Genomic DNA, 15,390 nt, shown 5'->3' on the forward strand with positions numbered 1-15,390 from the left:
AAAAAGCGCACAATTAATAATTAACTGTACGCTTAAATGAATGTAGTGATTACTACGTGTTATGATTAAGTTAAATATAAAATTAGTTACTTTTAATTATCTGCCCACCACAAAAGATGAACATCCTTTTATTTTGAGATTGAGATTTATATCCCAAACCCTTTTTTTAATTTGATTCGTCTTATATATTAAGCTTCGTCATTTGTTTCTTCTGATGATTGAGCATTTTTATCAGGGATAACTTCATCCGTTTCGTCATAAACTTTCATAACCGCATCTTGAATTTCTTGTCTCATTTCTGAATTAATTGGATGCGCGATATCACGAAATTCACCATCTGGTGTTCTTTTACTTGGCATTGCGACGAATAGACCTGAGTTGCCTTCAATCACTCTTAAATCATGCACCACAAATGATTCATCTAGAGTTATTGAAACTAAAGCTTTCATTCTTCCATCTGTTTGTATTTTTCTAAGTCTTACATCTGTCACTTTCATGTAGTGAGCCCCCCTAGTATCTCTTTGTTAGAAGCTTAACAATTTCATCAAAAATTATAAATCCTTTAAATTACTTCACTTCTGCGATGACTTCAATTTCAACTTTTACATCTTTAGGCAATCTTGCGACTTCAACACAACTTCTTGCCGGTTGATGTTCCGCAAAATATTCACCATAAACTTCATTTATATTTTGAAATTCATTCATATCAGCAATGAATATTGTTGCTTTAATTACTGAATCTATGTTTGATCCAGCTTCATTTAATACAACTTTTACATTTTCTAAGACTTGCTTTGTTTGTGCTTTTACATCATCACTGACAATTTCGCCATCTAAATTTAATGGGATTTGTCCTGATGTAAACACAAGCCCGTTAATGACCGTTGCATGTGAGTATGGACCCAATGCTTCTGGTGCTTTTGAAGTGTTGACTACTTTCATGATGTTGATCCGCTCCTTTAAGTAAATTTAGTTAAACTGTTGCCTTTTTCCACTTTAAATTCCTGATTGTATTCATCTACATCAGACAATCTAACTAAGGAAGTATAATCTTCAATTAATCTTTGCTTAACTTCTTTTGATTCTACTAATACGGATACCCCTTTAACATGTGCCTTAAACTCATTCATTAAATTCATCACACCGTTAATAGAACCACCTGCACGCATAAAATCATCCACAACGAGAACGTTAGAGTTTTCTGGTAATGTACGCTTAGATAATACCATCGTTTCTATCTTTCTAGTGGAACCCGACACATAATTTATAGAGACCGTAGAGCCTTCGGTTACTTTATTATCTTTCCTTATCACTACTACAGGTAAATTTAAAACATTCGCTACTGCATTTGCTAGTGAGATCCCTTTTGTAGCGATAGTTACAATCGCATCCAACTCTTGATCCATATAAAGCGTTGCAATTAATTTTCCAACCTTATTCAATAAAGTGGGATTACCCATTAAATCCGATAAGAATAAATAACCACCTGGCAAAAGTCTGTCCTTTTCTTGCAGAAGTTCGATGACTTCATCTACAACTTCACTTGCTTCTGCTTTACTCATCTGTGGTTTATAAGTAACTCCACCACTTGCTCCGGCAGTCGTTATCACCGTGCCCAGTTTTTCTTTTTGAAAAGTAGATTTAATAATTTGTACATCTTCACTGATGGATGATTTTGCTTGTTTAAATTTTTGTACAAAAAATGTTAAAGGTATTAATTTATTGGGGTTGTTCATCAAGTATTGTGTCATATAAACAATACGTTCACTTCTTTTATAGCGCATTTTATTCATCCCTTCTCACTAACCTAATAATCTTGCAATATATACTTCGTTACAACAGCCATTGACCGCATTATACACATGCCTGGCTTGACGTTCTTTTTGTGTTAATCCATAAACGGTTGGACCACTCCCACTCATTAGAGCACCATCTGCTCCATTTTTAAGCATATTTTCTTTGATTTTATAAATATCTGAATACATTTCTCCAGAGATGGGTTCCAATCTGTTTGAAAGACTATTACATAATAATTCATAATTCCCCGTATCCAAAGCTTCTTTACAAGTTTCAGTATAAACCTCATGTTCTTGAGTTAAATCTAACTTTTTAAAAATATCAGGAGAGGAAATGCCTAAATCTGGCTTAGCAACAATCACCCATGCAGAAGGCGGCTTGTTCATAAATCTAATCAATTCCCCTTTTCCTCTACAAAAAGCGGTTCTCCCATATATACAAAAAGGAATATCAGTTCCTATTTGTATGCCTAACTCACACAATTCTTCTAAAGGTCTATTTAGCTTATATAGTCGATTCATTCCTCTTAATGTTGCAGCAGCGTCTGTCGATCCACCTGCAAGGCCAGCTGAAACTGGTATATCTTTATCTATTGTAATCGTAACACCTTGCTTTAAATTATAAGTTTCTTTCATTAACTCTGCAGCTTTGTAAGCTAAATTTTTATTATCGGAGGGAACATAACTTTGCTCTACGTCCACAACTATTTTTTTATCTTTGCGCAGTTCAAAAGATAAACGATCATTAAGATCAATCGTTGTCATAATCATTTCAACTTCATGAAAACCATCATCTCGTTTGAAGAGTGTGTCCAACGTTAAATTTATTTTTGCTGGCGCAGTCTCATAAATCATATTCCCACCCTCTTTCAATTCGATATGGTAATAAAATGATTTTAACATATTGTTATACTTGCGTTATTCTTTTTTCAAAATTTTATAAGTTTATTGCCCAATTTACCTTGCTTATCACTTTAAGCACCTTAACGTATCATTCAACCAGTTAGTTCCTTATTTTACAATAATATTTTGACGTAATAAAACTATATCTCTTTAATTCTGATGAATTCTATAATATTTCAAAAGAAAAAGGTATATTGATGACTATTCACCAACATACCTTTTTCTAATCAATCTCATATTAATGTCTGAAATAAAAACATGGTTACTTGAACCAAATTTTCAATTTATATTACTGCTATTTAGTGTGCAATTGCTTCTTGATGATTATCATCTTCAAAAGAAACTTGTACGTTTTCTGTTAAAACGTCAGTGTATGTATATGATACACGCTCAAAATTATGAATATCTTGGTCTAGTTCAACAATAAAAACAGATGGGTAAGTTTCTTTTAAAACACCGCTACGCTCAATTGTTTTTTTACGACCACCATTCGCTTTCAGTACAATACGGTTTCCTAATTGACAATCAAGTGAATTTTTGATGTCTCCAATAGATTTTGGCATATTGCTCCACCTCGCTACATATTGTATAATAACACATTTAGCGCGATTTTGTCAAATAAACGTCAATTTTAGCAAGGTCATACGCAGTTGTCAATCATTTAAAATTCCAATTCCGGGAAATTTTTCAATTCATTATATAAATTTGCAAATTCTTTTATAGAAAGCGTTTCCCCACGTCTTTTAGGGTTAATGCCACTAGCTTCTAACCAATTTACAATTATCTCTTTATTTGCTTTTCCATCAACAAACAAACTTTGATAATTATTGTTGATGGTTTTTCTTCTTTGCCCGAATGCAGCTTTAGACAATTTGAAAAATTTATCTTCGTCGTCTACATCGACAAGTGGTTGTTCACGTTTCATTAACTTCACTACGATTGAATCTACGTTTGGAGGTGGTAAGAATACTGTCTTCGGTACAGTCAACACTTTGCTGGTTTCGGTATAAAACTGCGCAACTATAGATAAGGATCCATAAGCTTTTGTTCCTACCTCAGCGTTTAATCGTTCACCAACTTCTTTTTGCATCATTACTACATAACCATCAATTGGTAATTTTTGTTGCATTAAGTTTAATAAAATAGGTGTAGTTATATAATATGGTAAATTAGCAACAACTAAAATTTGCTCACAATCTGCTAGTTCATGTGTCACATAATGTGCAATATCCGCTTTCAATATATCTTCATTGATCACCGTAACATTTTTATATGGTGCCATTGTTTCATTCAGTACTGGTATTAAGCGTTGATCAATTTCAAAAGCGATTACTTTTTTTGCACTTTTAGCCAATTGTTCTGTCAGTGACCCCATACCTGGACCTACTTCAATAACACCCGTACGTTCATCTATATTACTCGCATCTATAATATTATGGATAATGTTGACATCAATTAAAAAGTTTTGGCCTAAACTTTTTTTGAAGCTAAAACCATAATGATTTAGAAGTGCTTTTGTTCGCGATGGTGTGGCAATATCTTTCATATCCAATTATTCTTCACTTCCTTTATTATCTTTCAAGGCATTTCTAACGTCTTCTTCTGTATAACCAAAAGCATTTAACTTGTTAAGTAGTTGTTTCCCGTTAGAATGGCCGATATGAAGTTTTCTTCCTAAAATTTCCCTTTTTCTGCGTGCGTCTTTACCTATAATTAATCCAAGATCAATCAAAACATCCTTATTGATGCTTTCATATCCCTCTTCGAATGGCGTGCTCACATGAATCAAAGCTTCTTTGATATCTTCGATTTTTGCATGTTCGACACCTATTTTACCACGTTTACTCTTGGCTTTTTCTCGATCAATATAAGCATGTTTAACCCCTGGAATATGCTTTTTTATTGTATTACGAATTTTATCACCTGGGAAATCAGGATCTGTTAAAACAATGACACCTCGTGTTTCATATGCTTGTGCAATCACATTCAACGTTTTTTCATCAATTGCACTTCCATTTGTTTCAATTGTGTCGCAATCAACAGCGTTTTTTACCCGCTCTGTATCATCTCTTCCCTCTACTACAATAAATTCATTTATCTTCATTTATTGTGACACCTTTCATTTTTTACTTCATTTCAGAAAAAATAAAAAGGTACCGGCTCAAATTATGGTTACTCTTAGTATTCATATACCAACTAAGCCATATTTCAGACCGATACCTTTAAAATAATATCTTTATGCTTTTAATTTAAATAACCGTTCAGCATTTTCAGTTGTTTGACGGCAAACTTCCTCATAGCTAATTTCGCGTAACTCAGCAATTTGTTCAGCTACCAAAGTTACACGTGCTGGTTCATTTCGCTTCCCTCTGTATGGATGTGGAGATAGGAACGGTGCGTCTGTTTCAACTAATAATCTATCAAATGGTACATGTTTAGCAACTTCTTTAGGCTGCTTCGCATTTTTAAATGTGACAGGGCCTCCTAAAGATACATAGAAATTCAATTTATTAATGACATCATCTGCAATCTCAGGTGACGCACTAAAGCTATGCATAATACCGCCAATTTCTTCTGCATGCTCTTCTTTTAAAATATCTACACAGTCTTGTGTTGCCTCTCTATTATGAATAATGATTGGTAGATTAACGCGTTTAGCTAACGCAATTTGCTTTCTGAACAGAGCTTGTTGGACATCTTTTGGAGATTTATCCCAGTGATAATCTAAACCAGTTTCACCAATTCCAATAACTTTAGGGTGTGCTGCCAACTTTTCTATCCATGCCAATCTTTCTTCTGTGCAATCAATAGCATCTACAGGGTGCCATCCAATAATACCGTATATAAAGTCGTATTGATCAATTAGCTCCATTGTACGTTCAACAGTCGGTGTATCAAAGCCTACTACAAACATACGATCTACGCCATTATCTCTTGCGCGCTCAATAACCGCTTCTAAATCTTCATCATATTGTTCTGCATTTAAATGAACATGTGTATCGATTAGCATATTAAATCGCTCCCTTTATCTAATGATTACTTAATTACTGCACCATTTGGAATTGCATTCGGAAGGCTTACCAGTGTAAGTACACCATCTTTTTCAGCAGATAAAATCATACCTTCTGATTTTCGACCCATTAATTTAGCCGGCTTCAAGTTGGTAACTACCGCAACTTTTTTCCCGATAATATCTTCAGGTTGATAGAACTTAGCAATGCCTGAAACGATTTGACGTTGTTCATTATCTAAATCAACTTGGATTTTTAATAATTTATCAGATTTTTTTACATTCTCAGCATCAATAATCGTGGCCGCTTTGATTTCTACCTTATCAAAATCTTTGATATCAATTTTTGCTTTACTAGGTACTTCTTCTTGCGCTTCTTCGACCTTATCTGGTTGCATAGATTGCTTGATATATTCTATTTCAGCATCACTTTCTAAGCGTGGGAAAATAGGTTGCGGTTTACTACTTACCATAATAGGCTCTGTTAACGCACCATAATGTTCTATACTGTTAAATTCATATAATTCAGGTGAATTGATATTTAACTGTTCAAAAATTTGTCTTGGCGCATTTGTTAAGAATGGTCTTAATAGCACTGCAATGATACGAATATTCTCTACTAAATGAGCCATAACATTTCCAAGCATGTCTTTCTGGTTCTCATCTTTTGCTAAAATCCAAGGTGTTGTTTCATCGATATATTTATTCGTTCTACTTATAAATTTCCATATTGTTGAAAGTGCCACTGAGAATTGTAAATTATCCATATTTTCATGGAACGTTTTCACTGTATCAAGTGCCAATTGTTCCATTTCTTCGTCTAATTCGTGTTTAGGACCTTCATAAGCTGGTAGTTCGCCATTAAAATATTTATTAACCATTGAAATTGTACGGTTAACTAGGTTACCTAAATCATTAGCTAAATCATAATTTGTACGTTCTACGAAGCCTTCTGGAGTAAATACGCCGTCAGAACCAAATGGTAATTCACGCATTAAATAATAACGTGTTGCATCTAAGCCATAACGATCAATCAATACGTTAGGATCTACTACGTTTCCTTTTGATTTACTCATTTTGCCGTCTTTCATTAAAATCCAACCATGAGCAAAGACTTTTTTAGGTAATGGAATATCTAAAGCCATCAATAAAATCGGCCAGATAATGGAATGGAATCTAACAATTTCCTTCGCCATAATATGGATATCTGCAGGCCAATATTTTTTAAACAAGCTATCATCATCTGATAAATAACCAAGTGATGATATGTAGTTTACTAGCGCATCAATCCACACATAAACAACATGCTTTGGATTCGATTTAACATGAATACCCCAGTCAAATGATGTACGAGATACTGCTAAATCTTCTAATCCTGGTTTGATGAAATTATTAATCATCTCATTTTTACGAGACGGTGGTTGAATAAAATCTGGATTTTCATCATAAAATTCTAATAAGCGGTCAGTATATTTTGATAAATTAAAGAAATAGCTTTCTTCTTTTACCAATTCTACTTCGTGTCCAGAATCAGGGCTTTTACCTCCGACAATTGCACCATTCTCATATACAGGATCAACAAGTTGTGTTTCCGTATAATACGTTTCATCCGGTACAGAATACCAGCCTTCGTATTCACCAAGATATATGTCACCTTGTGCCAATAAGCGTTCAAATATTTGTTGTACAACTTCTTTATGACGCGCTTCAGTTGTACGAATAAAGTCATCATTGGATATCTCTAACTTTTTCCATAACGCTTTGATGCCTGAAATCATTTCATCCAAATAATCTAATTCTGATTTCCCTGCTTTTTGCGCTTTTTCCTGTATTTTTTGACCATGTTCATCCGTTCCTGTTAAATATCGAACATCATAGCCTTGCATTCTTTTATAACGTGCGATGACATCACCAGCTGTAGTTGTATATGCATGACCGATATGTAAATTCCCACTCGGATAATATATAGGTGTAGTGATATAAAATGTTTCTTTCGCCATCAATGTTCCTCCTCGTTTCTTTCACTTCAAATATATCTAAATTTATTTTTATTTTCAATGAAGCAGATAAGTGTTCAATTTATATTTATTAATCATTTTAATACGTTTAATTTAGCATAAAATTAAGTATTTGTCCGTTAGCAATTTTCACTCATTTTACAACATGATAAATAATCTCTATCTTATCTACATTACCATAAATCAAGCTTGTTATGGGAATTTTTCGCTTGGTTTTATTGATAAAATTTCAAAAAAGTTATTATTTAATTTTCTTTTTAGCATTGCATTTTGTAAGCTTGCGTTTTATACATTATGATATACATCATATACTTCACTTGTCTTCATTTGCCTGTCTTCTGCAACTTGTTTAATCGCTGCTTTAGGTTTCATATTCTTATTAATATAATGTCCAACGTGTTCATGTATAGACATATTTTCAAACCAAGACGTATCTTCTGCTGCAATGTCCCCTTCAATGATGATGACAAATTCGCCTTTTGTAAGTATTTCTCCTTCATCTAGTTTCATTAGTAAGTTTTCCACTTTATCCGTGATAATTTCTTCGAATTTTTTGGTCAATTCCCTACCTATTGATACATTTCTTTGCGCATCTATTTTATAAATGGTCTTTAATGTATCTTTAGCACGGTGCGGTGATTCATAAATAATCAAAGTACTATCTTGAAACATGCGTTGTTCTAATAAATCATATTTCGCCTTTTCTTTCCTTGGTAAAAACCCAAGAAACGTGTATGTAAATGAGGGTAACCCACTTGCCATCAATGCGGTTAACCCGGCATTTGGCCCAGGTACGGTCTCAACTCTGATTCCATTATTTCTAGCAGCTACTACAAGTTCGTATCCAGGATCACTTATCAAAGGTAGCCCAGCATCTGACACTAACGCAATATTAACCCCTTCCTGTAATTGCTGAATGAGGTATTCCGTCTGCTGTGCTTTATTATGGTCATGATATGATTTCAACGGTGCGTGTATATCATAATGCGCACAAAGCTTTTTTGTCACACGTGTATCTTCACATGCAATCAAGTCTACTGTTCGTAAAATATCAACTGCTCTATATGTAATATCAGCTAAATTTCCAATTGGTGTACCTACTAAATACAATGTCGCCATACTTCTATCCCTCACTTATCAGCTGTAATTTTTTCTGTCTAGAAAATGTTTTGATTTCATATTCTCGCTTCATAGCTTCTGATTTAGTATCAAACATTTCTTGATAAACTAACTCTACTGGCCGTCTTATTTTAGTATATTTAGCACCTTGACCGCTATTATGTTTTGCTATTCTTTGTTCTATATCTTTTGCATAACCAGTATATAAACTTCCATCTTTACATCTAACGATATAAATAAAATGCTTATCCATAATAGATTTCTCTCATTTCTTCTGAATATGTTCCATCTTCATTATATATATAGAATGGTTGCTGTATGTCTAAACCTTGGTTACCACCTTTTCTACCCTCAACTACAATTGTTTGAGCTACTTTACCAGGTTTACTATAAATAAAATAAAGCTTCTTAGGTTCTATTCGATAATGTCTCATACTACTTAAGACATCCATAAGACGGTCAGCACGATGGACAATTAAAAACCTACCGCCTTCTTTCAATAAATGCCGCGCCTCAAAACAACAATCATCCAATGTACACATTATCTCATGTCTCGCAATTTTATGTGCATCTTTTTGATGCTGAAATTGTTGATTCACTTTAAAATACGGAGGATTACATGTAACAAGACTATACTGTGATGGTTTAAACTTATGATGTGCTTGCTTCAAATCCATATGATACATATGAATTCTTTTGTTCAGATGATTGTGAGCAATACTTCTTTTAGCCATGTTCACTAATTGTGCTTGTATTTCGATACCTTCAATAAATTGATTTCCTTTATGAGATAGTAACAAAGGAATAACACCATTACCTGAACACAGATCCATAATGACATCTTTTTTCTTTACTTTTGTAAAATGCGCGAGTAACAAAGCATCCGTTGAAAAAGAAAAAACATCATCATTTTGTATAATTTCTAATTTCTCTTTTAATAAAAAATCATACCTCTCATTTTCCATTAACATTTTTGTAACCTCCAAAAAAGAGGATGAGTTTACGATGCTTCGCTAATGAAGCCTATCGCTTTTCTCATCCTCAACTCCATATTTTTCTATTTTTATAAATGATATTTATACTACTCACTTAATACTTCGAGACAAAACAGACAGTCGTCGCCTTTTCTATGTTTGCCAAATAGCTCTCCATTGCATATATGGAAGCCTTCTTTGTATAGCATCGCTAAATTATCTTTGCTACGTAATGGGCGTTTAGGTTGATCTTTTTTATCATTTTCTATTTTTTTAGTTTTTTCTTCTTTACCTATTAATGTTTTTAAATTCTCATTCTCTATTTGTAATGCGACATTTTCTTCAATTAATGCTACTGTAAGATTTTTTAAATTTAACATGTCACGATTAATTTGATTAATGTTTTCCTCTAAATGAGCTAGATTTTCAAATATGTCGCTTCGATTCAATGTTGTCACGGCCTCCTAATTTAATGTTTCTAATTCTTCCATTTTATATTCTAATGGTTGTTCAAGACCCTCTATTTTAACCTGCATAGATATATCTAAAATATTTAAGCCCACAACTCTACCATTACCTTCTGGCGTTTCAATGACATCCCCAACATCTGGTAACTGAGCTCTTGCTTCTTCATAATAGTCATTTTCATATTTTAAACAGCACATAAGCCGACCACAAGCACCAGAAATCTTTGAAGGATTTAATGATAAATTCTGATCTTTAGCCATTTTTATCGAAACTGGTTCAAAGTCACCTAAAAAAGTCGAACAACATAACGAACGACCACAAGGTCCAATGCCCCCCAATAATTTTGCTTCATCTCTAACACCGATTTGTCTTAATTCTATTCTTGTTCTCAATTTTTGAGCTAATACCTTCACTAATTTTCTAAAATCTACACGCTCATCTGATGTAAAATTAAAAATAACTTTCGATTTATCCAAAGTAAATTCACAATTTACTAAACGCATATCCAAATGCTGTTGTTGAATGATATCTTTGCACAAATTCAAAGCATCTTTTGCATCATGTTCATTTTGTTCGTATTGTACTATATCTTTTTCTGTAGCTTTACGAACAATCTGTTTTAAAGGTAATGCGACATCTTCATCAGCTACATTTAAAGGTTCATACTTCACTCTTCCAACTTCTAATCCTCGTTTTGATTCAACAACAACCCACTCACCCAAACTTAAGTCAAAATTTTGTGGTGAGTAATATTCCATTTTACCTGCGTGTTGAAAGTGTATACCTACTACGTTTTGCATAATTATTTCACCCCTTTTATAACGATTTGTTCAAATACTAATGTTGGATTTACATTTTGATTTAATTTTTTATGTGCTTCAGTTAACTGATCAAACATTAAAACAATCTGATTATATGTTAAATTTTGTGCGTATTGTTTAATTTCCACCTGTAAATCTTGAAATATCATTTCATCTTCTAATCCTACTTTAGCATGCATAATATCTTCAAAGAAACTGTTAACTGCTGCCAATGATAATAACTGTAAGCGTCTGTTTTTAGCTTGTTTCAATAAATCAACAATTGCTATTAATGCCATAGAACGATTTTTCAATATTAACTGACACCATTTAATGATACTCTTTCGCAGTGCCATTAAGTCTGAGTCTTCGTTTAACGCAACTGCAGTCTCTATCTGTGTTGTATAGGCGCTTAACAATTCCGCAACAGGTCGTGTGATTTCTCGCTCCACTAATCTATCTATAAAATTTAATTTATTAATTGGTTTAAAATAAACATGCTGACATCTCGAGTGAATTGTGTCTAAAATTTGCTCTGGTTTCGTAGTTAATAAAATGGCAATTGTATTATTTGGAGGCTCTTCTAGAAATTTTAATATACTATTTTCACCTTGAATCGTTAATTTTTCAAAGGATTCTATAATATATACTTTATAATTTCCTTCAATAGGCAATTGATTCATATGATGGACTAATTGCTCTATTTGATCCTTTTTTATTGTCGTTTCTTCAGAAGACACATACATAAAATCTGGATGATTAAATGTTTCTACTTTTAACTGACATTGATTTTCTTCACCACATAAAATCATTTTAGAAAAATCGATAGCAACTTGTTGCATTGTCTGTCCATCGTCACCTTCAAATAAATATGCATGCGATAGTTTATTAGATTGATATGCTTTTGTCAGTCTTTCTAATTCATCCATGATAATGTTGCTCCTTTATATAAAAAGGCTGCTAATACACAGTGCCTTAACAAATTACATTTAACATTAGCTAATCACTTAGCAACATGTAATTCGAAAAGTTACCATATACAGCAACCATATTTTTAGAATTGATGGAACGCTTCTACTGGCATAACAAATACCGTTGCGCCGCCAACTTCCACTTCAACTGGATAAGGTATATATGAATCAGCGCTTCCACCCATCGGGGTAATCGGCGATACAAGTTGTTCTCTATTACCACAAGTATCATTAATAACCTGTAGCATTTCATCGACACGATTATCTTCTACACCTGATAAGAACGTTGTGTTGCCTGCTCTTAAAAATCCACCTGTTGTTGCAAGTTTTGTCGCTCTAAAATTATGTTTAACAAGTTTGTCCGAAAGTTCCTGACTATCCTGGTCTTGTACGATTGCTATAATCATTTTCATACTAAACACCTCTTTTGAATATTATATCATAATTTTTCTAAATAATTGGTGATAGATTCATACGTTGTATTCACTACTTTATCTATACTTTGATCCGCATTAATTACAATAAAGCGTTCAGACTCATTATGAATAATCTTTTTATAACCTTCAACTACTTTTTCATGAAATTTTACATCTTCTTGATCTAAACGATTTTGATTTCTTTGATTTTTTAGTATTCTCTCTCTACCGACTTCGACACTTACATCTAGATAGATAGTTAAATCTGGATATAATCCATTAATCGCAAATTCATTAATAGATTTAACTTCTTCTATACCTATACCCCTTGCATACCCTTGATATGCTAATGAACTATCAATATAGCGATCACATAAAACAATATTACCATTATCTAATGCTGGGATAACTTTGCCTACAAGATGTTCGCGTCTTGATGCAGCAAATAACAATGCTTCAGTCCGATCATCCATGTCTTCTCCCTCGAGTAATACTTCTCTTATCTGCTCTCCTGTCTTTACGCCTCCTGGCTCTCTCGTAAGTACAATATGATATTCATGTTTTAGTTTTTCTGCAACTTGTTGTATCACAGTTGTTTTTCCAGAACCTTCTGGTCCTTCAAAAGTTATAAAAGCTGACATCTTATTCATCCTTAATTTCTATTTTTAAATTTTTAATTCCTTCAACTCTTTGATGATGTTCACACCAATAATCCATTAATTTTACCATATCTTCTGTTATTTTTTCTCCCTTAAACATTAACGGAACACCAGGAGGATATGGCACAATGTGATTGGCTAATATTTTATTTCCAGCATATTTAATGTCTATTTTTCGCACATGCTGTATTTCGCCACCATAGTACACACTACTTTCAGTTCTATACGGTATGCTAGTATTTATATCCTGCAGTCTCTCTACTAATTGGATTTTTTCAATCCTTGATAATAGTTCATCAAATGGGTATTGATCATCTTCATGCCATAATGGCAAGACCATTAATACTTGAAGCTCATCAGCCAATTCAACATAAATATGCTGTGTTTCAAAGTATGATTGCAATTCATAGCCATTATATCCCTTACATCTTACATTTATTTTCAGTGGATCATCAACCTCAACAACTTCTAACCCTTTGCTTTTTAATCGTTGAATCAGTTGTTTTCTTTTTTGAAAAAAATGTTCACTATTATAGTCTTCATAAAATTTTTGCGCGAGTTCTAAGCTACTCATTAATAGATAAGATGGACTAGAAGATTGAAAATAAGATAAATATTTTATGACCTCTTCTCTATAAGGTGCATTTTTATGAATAAATATCACTGAACTCATCGTTAGTGATGGCAATGTTTTATGATATGATTGCACAACATAATCCGCGCCCAAGTTTAATGTTGTCTCAGGGAAATGTTCTAAACCTAGATGTGCACCATGTGCTTCATCGATTAGCGTTGGTATTTTCAATGATTTTAAACATTCCATAACAGATTTAATATCAAAACATTCACCATAATAATTAGGATAAGTAAATACTGATAGCTTACTATCTTTAACTTGATCGTATAATGACGTTTTGTTAGGTCCTAGATATTGATTCGTAGCATCACTAATATCCATTTTTAATAATTGTGCTTTTGCCTTTATTAAATCTAATGCATGAAACACAGATTTATGTGCATTCCGCACTATCGCATAATCCCCTTTTTTTGAGGAAAATGCTTGAATTACAGACAATATTCCTGAAGTGGTACCATTTACTAAATAATAAGCGTCATAATCAGGATGTTTGGTAACTCTTTGCATACTTTCAGCTATTACAGACTCAGGGGAATGTAAGTCATCAAGTCCTGTAATTTCTGTCATATCCATTTTAAAATTCAATTGGTTTAAGTATCCGATAGTCATATTTTTATGTCCAGGTACATGTAATGAAATAGGTTCTTCAGCTAATAATCCTTTCAATTTATGTAACAATGATTCACTCATACTTATCCTCACTTTTCAATTTCTATTTCTATATTTTTGTTTCATTACAATCCTACTATTATATAGTAAAATACACATCTGCTTATACAACAATATAACGTTTTAATCTTCTACATTTTAACATAATAACATAAAAAAATGAGCGCACTTGAAGACCATACCGTCAAAGTATCATGATTACTTTTTAAAATTAATAGTATTTATACATCAACCCATGCAGTTAAAATTCTTTTGATGCAAAAAAAGACCCTTTCGGGTCTTAATTGCCTGGCAACGTCCTACTCTTGCGGAACGTAAGTCGGCTACCTTCGGCGCTAAGAACCTTTCCTGACTTTAGACAAGCGCTCGCATCTTTTCTCAGTTTCACGCTTTCCTCACTCACTTACCACTTGTAAGCTCGTTTCGTCTTTCGTTCACTTCGTCAGCTTCAAGCGCTTTCTTTTGTCAGTTTGCAGTTCTTCGAACTGGAAGTTAAGTTCCTTTTAATACAAAAAAAGAGACCTCTCGGTCTCGGCTCATCGCATCCTATTTAATTGCCTGGCAACGTCCTACTCTTGCGGAACGTAAGTCAGCTACCTTCGGCGCTAAGGAGCTTTCCTGACTTTAGACAAGCGCTCGCATCTTTTCTCAGTTTCACGCTTTCCTCACTCACTTACCACTTGTAAGCTCGTTTCGTCTTTCGCTCACTTCGTCAGCTTCAAACGCTTTCTTTTGTCAGTTTACAGTTCTTCGAACTGGAAGTTAAGCTCCTTTTTGATGCAAAAAAAGAGACCCTTTCGGGTCTTAATTGCCTGGCAACGTTCTACTCTTGCGGAACGTAAGTCCGACTACCATCGGCGCTAAGGAGCTTAACTTCTGTGTTCGGCATGGGAACAGGTGTGACCTCCTTGCTATAGTCACCAGACAATATCATGTATAACTATTATACA

At 33.5% G+C, this 15,390-nt stretch carries 18 protein-coding genes and 1 rRNA gene; all 19 read right to left on the reverse strand.

The features are described from left to right. Positions 1 to 188: 188 nt before the first annotated feature. Complete coding sequence (gene spoVG / locus FYJ81_RS12690; RefSeq protein WP_019467718.1) at positions 189 to 497, reverse strand: septation regulator SpoVG; 309 nt, start codon at positions 495 to 497, stop codon at positions 189 to 191. Positions 498 to 567: 70 nt separating this feature from the next. Beyond that, the gene (locus FYJ81_RS12695) at positions 568 to 942 is read right to left on the reverse strand and encodes a RidA family protein (RefSeq protein ID WP_019467719.1); all 375 of its coding nucleotides are present in this window, start codon (positions 940 to 942) and stop codon (positions 568 to 570) included. A 17-nt stretch (positions 943 to 959) separates the two neighbouring features. Further along, positions 960 to 1,784: a pur operon repressor gene (purR, locus tag FYJ81_RS12700; RefSeq protein WP_107386366.1), complete on the reverse strand. Its 825-nt coding sequence runs from the start codon at positions 1,782 to 1,784 to the stop codon at positions 960 to 962. Between the two features lie 18 nt (positions 1,785 to 1,802). Beyond that, positions 1,803 to 2,651, reverse strand: coding sequence for a 4-(cytidine 5'-diphospho)-2-C-methyl-D-erythritol kinase (ispE, locus tag FYJ81_RS12705; protein WP_107386365.1), 849 nt, complete (start codon positions 2,649 to 2,651; stop codon positions 1,803 to 1,805). A 347-nt stretch (positions 2,652 to 2,998) separates the two neighbouring features. Further along, on the reverse strand, positions 2,999 to 3,262 hold the full coding sequence (gene veg, locus FYJ81_RS12710) for a biofilm formation stimulator Veg (RefSeq protein ID WP_019467722.1): 264 nt from the start codon (positions 3,260 to 3,262) through the stop codon (positions 2,999 to 3,001). 98 nt (positions 3,263 to 3,360) lie between these two features. Further along, positions 3,361 to 4,245: a 16S rRNA (adenine(1518)-N(6)/adenine(1519)-N(6))-dimethyltransferase RsmA gene (gene rsmA / locus FYJ81_RS12715; protein WP_181187776.1), complete on the reverse strand. Its 885-nt coding sequence runs from the start codon at positions 4,243 to 4,245 to the stop codon at positions 3,361 to 3,363. A 6-nt stretch (positions 4,246 to 4,251) separates the two neighbouring features. Further along, a complete protein-coding gene (gene rnmV, locus FYJ81_RS12720; RefSeq protein ID WP_119517786.1) occupies positions 4,252 to 4,803 on the reverse strand; it encodes a ribonuclease M5 in 552 nt (183 codons plus the stop codon). 132 nt (positions 4,804 to 4,935) lie between these two features. After that, complete coding sequence (locus FYJ81_RS12725) at positions 4,936 to 5,709, reverse strand: TatD family hydrolase (protein WP_107386363.1); 774 nt, start codon at positions 5,707 to 5,709, stop codon at positions 4,936 to 4,938. Between the two features lie 26 nt (positions 5,710 to 5,735). Then, positions 5,736 to 7,709 carry a methionine--tRNA ligase gene (metG, locus tag FYJ81_RS12730; protein WP_154409716.1) on the reverse strand — a complete coding sequence of 658 codons (1,974 nt, stop codon included), beginning with the start codon at positions 7,707 to 7,709 and terminating at the stop codon, positions 5,736 to 5,738. Between the two features lie 303 nt (positions 7,710 to 8,012). Further along, positions 8,013 to 8,846, reverse strand: coding sequence for a 16S rRNA (cytidine(1402)-2'-O)-methyltransferase (gene rsmI, locus FYJ81_RS12735; protein WP_119517784.1), 834 nt, complete (start codon positions 8,844 to 8,846; stop codon positions 8,013 to 8,015). A 4-nt stretch (positions 8,847 to 8,850) separates the two neighbouring features. Further along, entirely contained in the window at positions 8,851 to 9,099 is a 249-nt protein-coding gene (locus FYJ81_RS12740; protein ID WP_107384057.1) for a GIY-YIG nuclease family protein, read from the reverse strand. Continuing rightward, positions 9,092 to 9,817: a tRNA1(Val) (adenine(37)-N6)-methyltransferase gene (locus tag FYJ81_RS12745; protein ID WP_119517783.1), complete on the reverse strand. Its 726-nt coding sequence runs from the start codon at positions 9,815 to 9,817 to the stop codon at positions 9,092 to 9,094. The genes FYJ81_RS12740 and FYJ81_RS12745 overlap by 8 nt, the downstream gene beginning before the upstream one ends. 110 nt (positions 9,818 to 9,927) lie before the next feature. Next, positions 9,928 to 10,269: a DNA replication initiation control protein YabA gene (yabA, locus tag FYJ81_RS12750; RefSeq protein ID WP_107386359.1), complete on the reverse strand. Its 342-nt coding sequence runs from the start codon at positions 10,267 to 10,269 to the stop codon at positions 9,928 to 9,930. A gap of 15 nt (positions 10,270 to 10,284) precedes the next feature. Then, positions 10,285 to 11,088, reverse strand: coding sequence for a PSP1 domain-containing protein (locus FYJ81_RS12755; protein WP_107386358.1), 804 nt, complete (start codon positions 11,086 to 11,088; stop codon positions 10,285 to 10,287). A 2-nt stretch (positions 11,089 to 11,090) separates the two neighbouring features. Further along, entirely contained in the window at positions 11,091 to 12,017 is a 927-nt protein-coding gene (locus FYJ81_RS12760) for a DNA polymerase III subunit delta' C-terminal domain-containing protein (RefSeq protein WP_119517782.1), read from the reverse strand. A gap of 125 nt (positions 12,018 to 12,142) precedes the next feature. Then, a complete protein-coding gene (locus tag FYJ81_RS12765) occupies positions 12,143 to 12,472 on the reverse strand; it encodes a cyclic-di-AMP receptor (RefSeq protein ID WP_046206571.1) in 330 nt (109 codons plus the stop codon). 26 nt (positions 12,473 to 12,498) lie between these two features. Then, positions 12,499 to 13,116 carry a dTMP kinase gene (gene tmk, locus FYJ81_RS12770; protein ID WP_107386356.1) on the reverse strand — a complete coding sequence of 206 codons (618 nt, stop codon included), beginning with the start codon at positions 13,114 to 13,116 and terminating at the stop codon, positions 12,499 to 12,501. Between the two features lies 1 nt (position 13,117). After that, positions 13,118 to 14,461 (reverse strand): lysine decarboxylase, encoded by a 1,344-nt coding sequence (locus FYJ81_RS12775; protein WP_119517781.1) that lies wholly within the window; start codon positions 14,459 to 14,461, stop codon positions 13,118 to 13,120. Between the two features lie 789 nt (positions 14,462 to 15,250). Continuing rightward, positions 15,251 to 15,365: ribosomal RNA gene (gene rrf, locus FYJ81_RS12780) — 5S ribosomal RNA — on the reverse strand. Positions 15,366 to 15,390 lie beyond the last annotated feature (25 nt).

The sequence above is a fragment of the Staphylococcus sp. McC-251-APC-3A2 genome (assembly GCF_009695665.1).
Lineage (GTDB): Bacteria > Bacillota > Bacilli > Staphylococcales > Staphylococcaceae > Staphylococcus > Staphylococcus cohnii.

Coding starts and splice junctions, on each gene's coding strand:
- tmk (WP_107386356.1), bottom strand. CDS start 13,116: ATGTCAGCTTTTATAACTTTTGAAGGACCAGAAGGTTCTGGAAAAACA.
- FYJ81_RS12765 (WP_046206571.1), bottom strand. CDS start 12,472: ATGAAAATGATTATAGCAATCGTACAAGACCAGGATAGTCAGGAACTT.
- FYJ81_RS12745 (WP_119517783.1), bottom strand. CDS start 9,817: ATGTTAATGGAAAATGAGAGGTATGATTTTTTATTAAAAGAGAAATTA.
- rsmA (WP_181187776.1), bottom strand. CDS start 4,245: ATGAAAGATATTGCCACACCATCGCGAACAAAAGCACTTCTAAATCAT.
- spoVG (WP_019467718.1), bottom strand. CDS start 497: ATGAAAGTGACAGATGTAAGACTTAGAAAAATACAAACAGATGGAAGA.
- FYJ81_RS12760 (WP_119517782.1), bottom strand. CDS start 12,017: ATGGATGAATTAGAAAGACTGACAAAAGCATATCAATCTAATAAACTA.
- FYJ81_RS12695 (WP_019467719.1), bottom strand. CDS start 942: ATGAAAGTAGTCAACACTTCAAAAGCACCAGAAGCATTGGGTCCATAC.
- veg (WP_019467722.1), bottom strand. CDS start 3,262: ATGCCAAAATCTATTGGAGACATCAAAAATTCACTTGATTGTCAATTA.
- rnmV (WP_119517786.1), bottom strand. CDS start 4,803: ATGAAGATAAATGAATTTATTGTAGTAGAGGGAAGAGATGATACAGAG.
- ispE (WP_107386365.1), bottom strand. CDS start 2,651: ATGATTTATGAGACTGCGCCAGCAAAAATAAATTTAACGTTGGACACA.
- FYJ81_RS12775 (WP_119517781.1), bottom strand. CDS start 14,461: ATGAGTGAATCATTGTTACATAAATTGAAAGGATTATTAGCTGAAGAA.
- metG (WP_154409716.1), bottom strand. CDS start 7,709: ATGGCGAAAGAAACATTTTATATCACTACACCTATATATTATCCGAGT.
- FYJ81_RS12755 (WP_107386358.1), bottom strand. CDS start 11,088: ATGCAAAACGTAGTAGGTATACACTTTCAACACGCAGGTAAAATGGAA.
- purR (WP_107386366.1), bottom strand. CDS start 1,784: ATGCGCTATAAAAGAAGTGAACGTATTGTTTATATGACACAATACTTG.
- FYJ81_RS12740 (WP_107384057.1), bottom strand. CDS start 9,099: ATGGATAAGCATTTTATTTATATCGTTAGATGTAAAGATGGAAGTTTA.
- rsmI (WP_119517784.1), bottom strand. CDS start 8,846: ATGGCGACATTGTATTTAGTAGGTACACCAATTGGAAATTTAGCTGAT.
- FYJ81_RS12725 (WP_107386363.1), bottom strand. CDS start 5,709: ATGCTAATCGATACACATGTTCATTTAAATGCAGAACAATATGATGAA.